Annotated in this window: 8 protein-coding genes; 6 read left to right on the top strand and 2 right to left on the bottom strand. The window is 57.5% G+C overall.

Features of this window, described 5'->3' with window-relative positions; translation table 11 throughout:
- The first annotated feature begins 398 nt into the window (after positions 1–398).
- Positions 399–1,139 (top strand): nitroreductase, encoded by a 741-nt coding sequence (locus tag KHW85_RS08175; protein WP_291459531.1) that lies wholly within the window; start codon positions 399–401, stop codon positions 1,137–1,139.
- A gap of 2 nt (positions 1,140–1,141) precedes the next feature.
- Positions 1,142–2,464, top strand: a complete 1,323-nt coding sequence (locus KHW85_RS08180; protein ID WP_291459532.1) for a hypothetical protein — start codon at positions 1,142–1,144, stop codon at positions 2,462–2,464.
- Position 2,465: 1 nt separating this feature from the next.
- Here KHW85_RS08180 and KHW85_RS08185 read toward each other — a convergent pair whose 3' ends face one another.
- Positions 2,466–3,071 (bottom strand): methylated-DNA--[protein]-cysteine S-methyltransferase, encoded by a 606-nt coding sequence (locus tag KHW85_RS08185; RefSeq protein ID WP_291459533.1) that lies wholly within the window; start codon positions 3,069–3,071, stop codon positions 2,466–2,468.
- Positions 3,040–3,633 (bottom strand): protoglobin domain-containing protein, encoded by a 594-nt coding sequence (locus KHW85_RS08190; protein ID WP_291459534.1) that lies wholly within the window; start codon positions 3,631–3,633, stop codon positions 3,040–3,042. The genes KHW85_RS08185 and KHW85_RS08190 overlap by 32 nt, the downstream gene beginning before the upstream one ends.
- Before the next feature lie 216 nt (positions 3,634–3,849).
- On the opposite strand from KHW85_RS08190, the gene KHW85_RS08195 reads away from it, so the two are divergent.
- The 4 genes from KHW85_RS08195 (at position 3,850) to KHW85_RS08210 (ending at position 10,789) form a co-directional block, all read left to right on the top strand.
- Positions 3,850–5,688 (top strand): sodium:proton antiporter, encoded by a 1,839-nt coding sequence (locus tag KHW85_RS08195; RefSeq protein WP_291459538.1) that lies wholly within the window; start codon positions 3,850–3,852, stop codon positions 5,686–5,688.
- A gap of 101 nt (positions 5,689–5,789) precedes the next feature.
- Positions 5,790–9,194: an ATP-binding cassette domain-containing protein gene (locus tag KHW85_RS08200; RefSeq protein WP_291459535.1), complete on the top strand. Its 3,405-nt coding sequence runs from the start codon at positions 5,790–5,792 to the stop codon at positions 9,192–9,194.
- Positions 9,195–9,283: 89 nt separating this feature from the next.
- Positions 9,284–9,868 (top strand): DJ-1 family glyoxalase III, encoded by a 585-nt coding sequence (locus KHW85_RS08205; RefSeq protein WP_291459536.1) that lies wholly within the window; start codon positions 9,284–9,286, stop codon positions 9,866–9,868.
- 9 nt (positions 9,869–9,877) lie between these two features.
- A complete protein-coding gene (locus tag KHW85_RS08210; RefSeq protein ID WP_291459537.1) occupies positions 9,878–10,789 on the top strand; it encodes a TatD family hydrolase in 912 nt (303 codons plus the stop codon).
- Positions 10,790–10,883 lie beyond the last annotated feature (94 nt).

The following is a 10,883-nucleotide window of genomic DNA, read 5'->3' on the forward strand; positions in this document are numbered from 1 at the left end:
ATGAAGCTGCGCTCCGCACCGCTCCCTCCACATGAAGCTGCGCTCCGCACCGCTCCCTCCACATGAAGCTGCGCTCCGCACCGCTCCCTCCACATGAAGTCGGTAAATGTCATGCGTTATAGCGTGTGTCTTTTCGTGACTTCGTGTGTTAGGCGGGATGACGTTGCCCAGCTGATCTGACTGCCGGCTCGTTTTTCCACTCCCTCCACATGCAGTTTGGCCCTGTGCCATGCCTGTTGTGCTTCCCTCACATGAAGTCGGTAAATGTTATGCGTTATAGCGCGTGTTTTTTCACGACTTTGTGTGATAAAAAGGGCAGGGAAGGTGCGGGAGCGTCGCGTGGAACGAGTTTCCATCGAAACAGGCTCCAACTGACACAAGCACGCTACGCTTGAACAGTGACAACTGACGCTACCAATTTCACTGCCCCTGACTTCTCCGTGCTCGCGGCCTCGCGCCGCTCGACCCGCGCATACACGGATCAGCAGATTCCGCAGGACATCCTGGATGCGATCCTCAAGGACGCGACGACGGCCCCCAGCTGGTCGAATACCCGTGCCTTCCGTGTTGCATTGGCAACGGGGGAGCGTGCGGATCGCCTTCGCGACGAATATGTACGACGTTTCAACCAGACCCTGGACATCCAGCACCACAAGCGCTTCGCAACGATCAAAACTGCTCTCAAGCGTGAACTGCCCGATGGCGATTTCCCCGTCTGGAAGCCCTACCCGAAGGAACTTCGAGCCCCTCAGGTCGAGGTCGCGAAACTGGTCTACGGAGCATACGGCGTTGAGCGCCGTGACTACGAGGGGCGTGACAACGCGAACCGTCGTAATGTTTCCGCTTTCAATGCCCCCGTCATGGGCTTTGTTTTTGTTCATGAAAACATGCTCCCGTGGAGCGCAATGGACGCCGGTCTCATGCTGCAAACACTCTTTCTTTCAGCGAAAGCCCACGGCGTCGACTCGTGTGCAATCGGTGTGCTTTCGGCTTGGCGTGGCCCAGTTGAGCAGGAATTTGAGATTCCCCAGCACTACAAGCTGATCACCGGTTTCTGCTTGGGCTACGCAGATAGCGATGCCCCGATCAACCACGTGAACGCACCCCGTCCGCCGATCCAGCTCCTCGAAGGGAAGTAAGCGTGCCCAAACAGTACCTTTCTGTCGCATTCGCTTACGTTGGCGTTGTCATTGGTGCGGGCCTTGCCAGTGGTCAAGACCTTCTGCAGTACTTCCTCTCTTTCGGAGCGAAGGGCCTGATCGGCATTGCCGTCCTGGGCGTTCTCAACATCGTCTTTGGTGTCGTGGCCCTGCAGCTCGGGTCCTACTACCGATCAGACCACCACGATGAAGTCTTTGAGCGCATTGCTCCACCTCTGGTTCGTCGCGCGATTGACGTCGTTCTGGTCTTTTCGGGCTTTGCAATGGGCGTCGTCATGCTTTCTGGCGCGGGAGCGAACCTAGAACAACAGTTTGGAATCCCGGCATGGGCGGGAAGTGCGATCTGCGCAGTTTTGGTTGTCGTCACTGCCTTCCTTGATTTTGATCGCATCATGAAAGTCATCGGTGTCTTCACCCCGATGATCATTGTCGCCATCAGTATTTTGACGATCTACTCGCTGGCGCGCACGCATCCAGGCATCACCGAGCTCAACGCTGCCGCACAAAACGTCACCCCCGCGCTTCCAAACTTGTGGCTCTCGACAATCAACTACTTCGCACTCTGCGTGGTCAACGGTATTGCGATGGCTTTCGTTTTGGGAGGTTCCGTCCTGCGCATCGATGTGGCACGCAAGGCCGGGAGCTTGGGTGGCGCGCTGATTGCACTGGTTATTGCGGCCGATGCGGTGACGCTTTTCCTCAACATGGATCGCATCTGGGATGTGGGAGTGCCGACTTTGGAGATCGCCCGGCGCATTCATCCGGCCTTCGCGCTCCTGTATACGCTCATCATTTTCGCCCTGATCTACAACACGGTCTTTTCTCTGTTCTACTCAACAGCTCGACGCTTCTCCGGCGGCTCGGATCAGCGCATGCGACTGATTCTGACAGGGGTGACCGCTACAGGTTATGCGAATTCACTGATGGGATTCAAGAAATTGGTTGGCGGCATGTATCCGATCATCGGCTACCTGGGAATCGCCCTCCTTGTGGTCCTTGCCATCGCGTGGCTGCACCACCGCGCCTCGGTAATCCGCGAAGAAAATCTGCGCCGCAAGCTAATCCGCGTGCAGGTACGCAAGCACGCCGAAGACCTTGAGTACACGGATGCCGATCGTGCCGAGGCCCAGACCCTTGCGCGAGCCTCGGTCGTTGATGCGAGCAGTTTGCGCCGCGATGCTGATTCAATTGCGGAACAAATCGTCGCAACTCAAGACGACGCTGCCGCTTATGCGCGCGAGGCTCTGCCCGTCGACGAGGCCCTGGTCGAGGAAGCGCTCGAGGCCGACCGGGCGAACGACTGAGTCAGCTCACCGACGAGGCCGTAGCTGCCTCGTGCGCAAGCAGCCAGGCTTTTGCGTCGCCTCCCGCTGCGTAGCCGCCCGGGCAGTCGGCCGCCACGACCCTGTGGCAGGGGCGGATGAGGAGTAGGGGATTGCGCCCGACCGCGCCGCCGACCGCCTGGGCTGACGCGGGCGTGCCTGCTTCGCGCAGCTGGGTGACGATCTGCCCGTAGGTGCGCGTCGCACCGTAGGGGATAGTGTCCATCGCCTCCCACACGCGCCTCTGGAAGTCCGTGCCCGCAGGCGCGAGAGGAACGGCGGCGGGGGAGGGGGTCTCGCCCGCGAAATAACCATCCAACCACCCGGCGGCCGCCCGAAGAGCTCGCGCGTCGGCCTCGTCCCACCCGACCTCGGCGAGAACAACCTCCCGGGAATTGGGCGAGGTCAGGTCGAGCGCAAAGCACACCACAGCCTCGTCGATGCCGACGGAGCGACCGAAGAAGCGTTGCCCGGCCGCCCACAAGCCGACGAGCGCACCGCCCCGCGCGGCCAGCGTGAGGCGGCCGATGGGGGAGTCGTAGGTGGCGAGTGCCGGATCAGAACTGCTCGGGGTGCTCTCGGTAGGCATACGCCCACACTGTCACGGCGACAGTCACAGCGCGAGTCCAGGCATCGCGGACGGCGCTCAGTTCCTCGCCCTCGAAGCCCTCCGCGAGGAGACGGTGCCCGACCTCCACAGTCGGAGCGATAAAAGCGAGCACGTAGCGTAGTGGCACGAATGGTGTCGAGTCTGCCCCATCCGTCGCGTTCTTCGCCGCAGTCATATGCCGTGCGCCGATCAGGTACTGGTAGTCCAACCACGCCTGATCCCGCTCGCGCGTGCACATGTCGATGATCCACTGGGCGAATCGCGGCTTCGAGGCCTGCGCGTACTCGGGGTTCGGCTGCCCGTCTGGGTGCGCGGAATGGGCTGCCAGATATGTCTTCTGAGCCAGAATTCCGCGCCACGTGTCGACCATTTCCATAGCATGCGGCGCCAGGATGGGTTCTGCTCGTGAGAGCAGCTCTGCGTCACCGGGCTGGACGTGTGCGGCGGCCTCGATCTGGCGTAGATCCTCGAGTGTGAGCGGGGATGTGGGGACGGCATCGGTGCCGTAGGTGTACCCCGACGAGTGGTTGTAAGCTGTCATGCGAACCTCCTTGAAACGATGCGTCGATTGTACAACGTGCTCCGCTCGTGTGGATCTGTTTGATATCCGAGGCTGGTGTCGAGGCCAGGCGGGTGGGGCGTGGTACGCCGCGTGAGTTCGCGGCGCGCGTAGCCTGTGGTGAGATGGCAACGGCGCTGGTGGGGTTGCTCGAAATACAATTGACTCGTGGATCCCCTTCTTATAGCCCTGGCCGGAATGCTCATCATCGTGGCATGCCAATTCATCGCACCCAAGGTGGGCGTGGCGTCGCCGCTGATTCTGCTGGTTGTCGGCCTGGCGATCGGTTTCCTCCCGCAGGTTGGGGCAATCGAAATCGCGCCGCACATCATCTTGGAAATTATTCTTCCACCCCTGCTATTTTCAGCGGCTGTGCGTATGCCAACGATGGATTTCCGCCGAGAAATGCAAGCCGTGGCAATGCTTGCTATTCCGTTGGTGTTTATCTCCTCATTCGCCATTGGTTTCCTCATCAACTGGATGGTTCCGCAGATTTCACTGGCGTGGGGCGTGGCGCTGGGAGCAGTTTTATCTCCCACCGACGCGGTCGCCGTCACCATTGCCAAGCGCAGCGGCGTCTCGCACCGCATCATTACAGTGCTTGAAGGCGAAGGCCTCTTCAATGACGCCACTTCACTGGTGCTTCTCGCTGCAGCGATGAACGCTGGGCTTGCCGCCGATAACGGTGCCCTCAATCCCGCACTGCTCACGGGTCGTGTCCTCGTTGCCCTTGGCATCGCCATTGTGGTCGGCTTAATCGTCGGTGAAGTGGGGGTTCGGATTCGTTCGATCATCAAAGATCCGTCGACGGATACGGTCTTTTCCTTTGCAATGCCTTTCATTGCTTCGATCCCTGCCGAGCATGTGGGTGGCTCGGGATTGGTTGCCGCGGTCGTTGCCGGTCTTGTTGTTTCCGGCCGTCGCGCAGGCATGATTTCCGCGCAAAATAGGCGTTTTTCGCAGCAAAATTGGTCAACCATGACTCTCATGCTTGAGAGTGGGATCTTCTTGGCTATGGGACTTCAAGCTTTTGGCATCATTGAAGACACCGATGGAGATGGCGGCGGACTGGCGCGAGCCGCCGTGATTGCCGTTATTGCGGGCAGTCTCATTATGCTGATCCGTGCACTCTTCATCGCACTCATGCTCACTTGGCTCGACCACCGCAGCAAGCACCGTAAGAGGCGCTACGAGGCCGAGGCTGGGCGCCTCGAAGCCTTCGAGCAGCGAATGGCGCAGGCCTGCACCGTGGACAGCGAGGTTCTGGCATGCCGAAACCTCAGTGAAGAACAGTGGATCAAAACCATGGCCCGCTGGCGGCGCCGCCTCAAAATTGCCGAGCGGCAACACGCAGTGCGCCGATCCGACATCGATTACTTTGAAAAAGAGCCGCTTGGGCCGCGTGAAGCCAGTGTCATTATCTGGTCCGGAATGCGCGGAGCCATCACTCTTGCCGCAGCACAAACGATTTCCGCCGCAGCGCCCATGCGTTCCTTCCTTCTGACGATCGCCCTCTTCATCGCATCTGGTGCGCTGGTTATTCAAGGGCTTTCGCTGCCGTGGCTGATCCGCTTGATCAAGCCCAAGATGGCCTCTGCCGATATCAGTGAAGAAGAACGCGAAGAACTTCGACAGGTCATGAGTTCCGCACTCGTGGATACGGCTCTGGCCCAGGCAATCAAGGAAGTTGACGCTCAGACACTTTTGTCTGCTGGAGTTTCACGAACCCTGTCACGCCTGGGCAATGTTGTCGACCTGCAATCTGCTCCTTCTTTGCCGGCTTCGAGCGAGCCTCTCCCTGACACCGACGGGGAAAACAAGGCCATTCCCGTGGAAATGAGCGAAGAGGAAGTTGAACGCTCCTTCACTCGCGATCAGATTCGCGAGCTGGCACTTGAAGCGATTCAGGCTCAGCGTGATGCTCTTCTTCAGGCTCGTGATGAGGGCATCTTCTCTTCATCAGCCCTAGAAGGAGCTCTTGCTCGACTTGATAACGAGGAGATTCTTCTGGTCTCGGGGCAATCGAATTCCCACTGATCCGGGGTTTTAGCCGTCAACCAGGGGAATCCCCGGTATCCCCCAACCAACGATTTTGTTAGCCTTTAAAAGGTCAGCAATGAACGGTCGAAGGATTCCCAGTGCTTGAACTGCGCAACATCGTCAAGATCTACGAAACGGCAAACCTACGCCAGGTCGCACTCAATGACGTTTCGGTCGCCTTCCGAGATAGCGAATTCGTCGCGGTTCTGGGCCAGTCGGGTTCGGGTAAAACGACAATGCTCAACGTTGTTGGTGGCCTTGACCATTTCCAAAGCGGTGACCTGGTTATCGATGGAATTTCAACGAAGGACTACAAAGCACGCGATTGGGATGCTTACCGCAACAACCGCATTGGCTTCGTTTTTCAGTCCTACAACCTGATCCCGCACCAGACCATCTTGTCCAACGTTGAGTTGGCACTGACCCTTTCCGGCGTCTCCCGAGGCGAACGCCGCAAGCGTGCGATGGAAGCCCTGGAACGCGTCGGGCTGGCCGAGCACGTCGGGAAGAAGCCCTCGCAGCTTTCTGGCGGTCAGATGCAGCGCGTCGCCATCGCGCGCGCCCTGATCAACGATCCTGAAATTCTCTTGGCAGACGAACCGACCGGTGCTCTTGACTCTAAGACCAGCGTTCAGGTCATGGACCTCCTGCGAGACGTCGCTCAGGACCGTCTGGTCATCATGGTGACCCACAACCCGGAGCTTGCGCACCAATACGCAACGCGTATTGTCGAGCTTGCGGATGGTGAAGTTGTCGCCGATTCTCGTCCCTTCGTCCCCGGTACCGAAGAAGTTCGCGAGGCCAAGCCGGTACGTCGCACCTCGATGGGCTTCCTGACCGCGCTTTCCCTGTCCTTTAATAACCTGATGACGAAGAAGGGCCGTACCCTGATGACCTCTTTCGCGGGGTCCATCGGAATCATCGGTATCGCCGCGATCTTGGCCCTTGCGAACGGCACGAACGCATACATCGCCCAAACAGAAGAAGAAACCCTGGGCGCATACCCGCTGACCATTCAAAAGAGCGGGATGGACATGTCCAGTGCCCTGTCTGCGCAAGTCGAAGCCGCTAGCAGTGAGAAGCCAAGCGACGGAAAAGTCGGCGTCTCCAAACTGAGGACCCTTGCAGACAATATTCGCGACGCGAAGACGAATGACTTGGCTTCCTTGAAGACTTTCCTCGATGGAAACGGCGGGAATGTGAATTCTTTCGTCAACGCCATTGAATACGACTACGATGTGACGCCACAGATCTTCCAGGCAGACACCTCGAAGGACAATATTCAGGTTAGCCCCGATCAGGCGATGAATCGGATGGAAACGGGCATGCGTGGAAGCCCCATGTCCTCGATGATGGCTACCAACGCCTTCTATCAAATGCCGCAGGAGTCCTCGCTTTACACCTCCTCCTACGATGTCCTTGCCGGCCACTGGCCAACTTCCGCGTCTGAAGTTGTCCTTGTTATTGATGAAGACGGCAACATGTCGAACCTGATGGAGTATGTCCTCGGTCTGAAAGACCACAAGGAATTCGACGAACTGATGCGCCAGTACTACTCGGGCACCATCGGCGAAAAGAACTCAGCCACCCCGAGTCCTTCGCCTTCAGCGAGCGACGCCCCCGCGGCCTCGTACGACTACGACAAGATTTTGGGGATCAAGTACAAGCGCATCAACGCTGCCGCTAAGTACACGTGGGACGACAACTACAAGGTCTGGTCGGATCACTCCTCGGATAAAGAATTCATGAAGAAGCTGATCGACGAGGGGCAAGAACTTCGCATCAGCGCAATCGTGAAGCCAAATTCCTCGCATGGGGGAGCGCTGCGCCAGGGCATCGCATACAGCCCTGAGCTGACTCGCCAGATCATTCGCGAGGCCGAGGATAGCCAGATCGTTAAGGATCAGCGGGCGAACCCGAAGACCGATGTCTTCACTGGAAAGACCTTCCAAGAGCTTGCAGGTTCTTCGAAAGATCGTTCCAGTGGCTTTGACATGTCCAGCTTGTTTACGGTCGATCAAAACAAGCTGTCTGCGGCGTTTTCTATTGATCCTTCCGCTATGCAGATGGATCTGTCCTCTCTAGATTTCAGCGGAATGGATCTGTCCAACCTTGACTTCTCACACCTTGATCTGTCGGGGATGGACCTGTCGAATATTGATCTTTCGAAGCTTGTTCCCGCCGATGGTTCGGCTGTTCACATCGATCCGTCAAAGCTCAACTTGGGTGAACTCAGCAAGAGCGTTCCTCAGCTGCAAAACGTTGATTTCCCCGCGATTATCCGTAAGACGCTGGCGGATGGCGCGGTCAAGGACACCGCCGGAACATACTTAAGCTCTCAGGCAAGTCAGATCCTTCAGGGCTTCCAGGACTACGCGCAAAACCAGATTGCTGCGGGTGGCTCCACGGACTTTGCCACGCTGGTTTCTGACTACTTCTCGCAGCCCTCAGTGATCCAACAGATCAACACTGCTGTCTCTTCTGATCAGGTTGTTGATCGTCAGAAACTGATGACAAACCTGAAAGCAGCACTTGGAAATGACCCGGCGCTTGAGTCGGTTGCTTCTCAGGTATCGACAGAACTCGCACACCAGATTTCAGCGCAGATCGCCGCCCAGCTTGGTGGCAATCTCATGCGCGGGGTCTCTGCTGCGATCGGTCAGGTTCTTCAAGAGACCATGGCGAACGCCATGACTCAGATGATGACTCAGCTATCTAACACGATTGGCCAGCAAATCAGCGCGACAATGAGCCAATTCGCAACGAATATGAGTAGCGCTTTCCATTTTGATCCTCAGGCTATGGCATCGGCCTTCTCCTCGAATCTGGATGAGAAGTCCCTTGCCGCACTGATGGCAACGATGTTCTCAACGAACGTCCCCACGCTTGAGACGAACCTGCGCGATTTGGGGTGGGCTGACCTGAAGTCACCGAGCAGCATCTCGATCTACCCGAAGTCCTTCAAGGACAAGGACTCCGTTAAGGCTGTCCTCGACCAGTACAACGCAGATAAAGAAAGCGCGGGCAAGACCGATCAGGTCATTACCTACACCGATATCATGGGCGTACTCATGAGTTCGGTGACGAACATCGTCAATGTGATTTCGTGGCTGCTCATCGCCTTCGTGTCGATTTCGCTGGTCGTTTCCTCAATCATGATTGCGATCATCACCTACATTTCAGTTCTTGAACGCAAGAAGGAAATCGGTATTCTCCGCTCGATCGGTGCCTCAAAGGGCAATGTTTCTGCGGTCTTCAACGCGGAAACATTCATCGAAGGACTGATCGCAGGCATCATCGGTGTTGGTGTGACCTACGGGATCTGTGGCCTGGTTAATGCAATTGCCGAGCAGGGGTTCCAGGTGAAGAACATTGCCCAGCTTTCTCCGCTGACAGCCGTGGTATTGGTGGCGATTTCGGTTGGCTTGACCGTGGTTGCTGGTTTGATTCCGGCTTCGCGAGCTTCTCGCCAAGATCCAGTTGAGGCGCTTCGTTCAGAGTAGCTGCGACTTCGACGGGCGTAAGCCTGCGTTACCCTGAAGGTATGCAGCGTTTCTGGAAGATGATCCAGATGCGTACCTGAGGAGGAAAAATGCCAACGCCCAATACCCTGGCAACGACGGATAGTGTCGCTGTCCTGCTTGCAACCGGATTCGAGGAAGTCGAAGCTCTTGCGGTCGTCGATGCCCTGTATCGAGCGGGGATCCGCGCGGATCTCATTTCGATTGAAAATGAGCGCCACGTTGTCAGCTCGCATGGGATCAAGCTCGTTTCTGACCTCATGCTTGCAGACGTGGATTTAGCCTCCTACGCCCTTGTCTTCCTACCGGGTGGTATACCCGGAACGCTTGGGCTGAAGGCAAATGAGCGCGTGCGCGAGGAATTGACGCGTCGTGCCTCGACTGGAGAAAAGACTGCTGCGATCTGTGCTGCCCCTTCGATTCTGGCTGAACTGGGAGTTCTTCAGGGCAAACGCGCCACTGCAAATCCTGACTTCATGGATGCCCTGAGCGCGGGAGGTGCGCAGGTTCAGTCTGAGTGCGTTGTCGTTGACGGGAACATTGTGACCAGCAGGGGAGCGGGTACTGCTTTAGAACTCGGTTTTGAGCTGGTCCGCCAGCTTCTGGGCGACGAGGCCGCACAGCAGGTCCGCGAGTCCGTCGTGTGGGAGCACTGAGGAGGCGGAATGGGTAAGCGTAAGCCTCGCCCTTGGCCAGATCCTCCCAACCCCTTGGCGCTGCCGGTCATTGATAACCACACACATCTTCCCGTCCATGAAGGAGAAATCCCCCGCGCGGATGGGGTCAAGATGCCCCTTGAGGAACAGTTGGAGCGCGCACGCCACGTAGGTGTGACGAGGATGATTTCCAGCGCCTGTGAGCTGCCAGCTTTTGATCCGATGCTCGAGCTTGCCCGAGCACATGAGGGAGTTCGCGTTGCCCTCGCAATCCACCCGAACGAGGCCGCCTTGCACGCCGGCTTTGCCGAACCTTCACCGGATGGTTTGCTTCCCCAAGTGCGTGAGTACCATGTTCCCCTTGACGAGGCCTTGTCTGCCGTGGAGGAACGTTTGAGTGACCCGATGGTGGTCGCAGTGGGGGAGAGCGGCTTGGATTATTTTCGTACCGCTGATCCCGGTCGCGAGGCCCAGAAAGAGTCCTTCCGCGCGCACATCGAAATGGCTGCTCGCCATGATTTGCCGCTGCAGATTCATGACCGTGATGCTCATGAGGACTCTATTGCCCTGCTGCGTGAGTGCGTGCGTTCGGATCAGCGCATTGTTTTCCATTGCTTTTCTGGTGATGCGCAGATGGCCGATATTTTGGCTGAGAATGGATGGTATGCGTCTTTTGCAGGGCCAATAAGCTATCCGGCTAATGACAACCTCCGTCGAGCCTTTGCGGTCCTTCCGCCTGAACTGGTGTTGGTTGAAACGGATGCTCCTTACTTGACACCGGTTCCGTGGAGGGGCTGCCCCAATGCTTCCTATGTCATGGCATATACCGTGCGCTTTATGGCTGAGCTCTGGGGTGTTTCAGAGCAGCTAGCGTGTGAGCGCCTGACGGAGAATACTGAGCGAGTCTACGGAAGCTGGTAGGTCCATTGGCTCAGTGGGATAGCGCGACGCTCGTGAACGCTCGCGTGTCGGTCGTGAGTACTTGAGTTGAAGTTGAAACACAGTGGTGGGGGGG

The organism is Actinomyces sp. oral taxon 181 (assembly GCF_018370895.1).
GTDB lineage: Bacteria > Actinomycetota > Actinomycetes > Actinomycetales > Actinomycetaceae > Pauljensenia.

What these genes read in the sequence shown, in the direction of transcription:
- KHW85_RS08190 (WP_291459534.1), bottom strand. Translation starts at nt 3,633, where the DNA reads ATGACAGCTTACAACCACTCGTCGGGGTACACCTACGGCACCGATGCC.
- KHW85_RS08210 (WP_291459537.1), top strand. Translation starts at nt 9,878, where the DNA reads ATGGGTAAGCGTAAGCCTCGCCCTTGGCCAGATCCTCCCAACCCCTTG.
- KHW85_RS08205 (WP_291459536.1), top strand. Translation starts at nt 9,284, where the DNA reads ATGCCAACGCCCAATACCCTGGCAACGACGGATAGTGTCGCTGTCCTG.
- KHW85_RS08195 (WP_291459538.1), top strand. Translation starts at nt 3,850, where the DNA reads ATGCTCATCATCGTGGCATGCCAATTCATCGCACCCAAGGTGGGCGTG.
- KHW85_RS08185 (WP_291459533.1), bottom strand. Translation starts at nt 3,071, where the DNA reads ATGCCTACCGAGAGCACCCCGAGCAGTTCTGATCCGGCACTCGCCACC.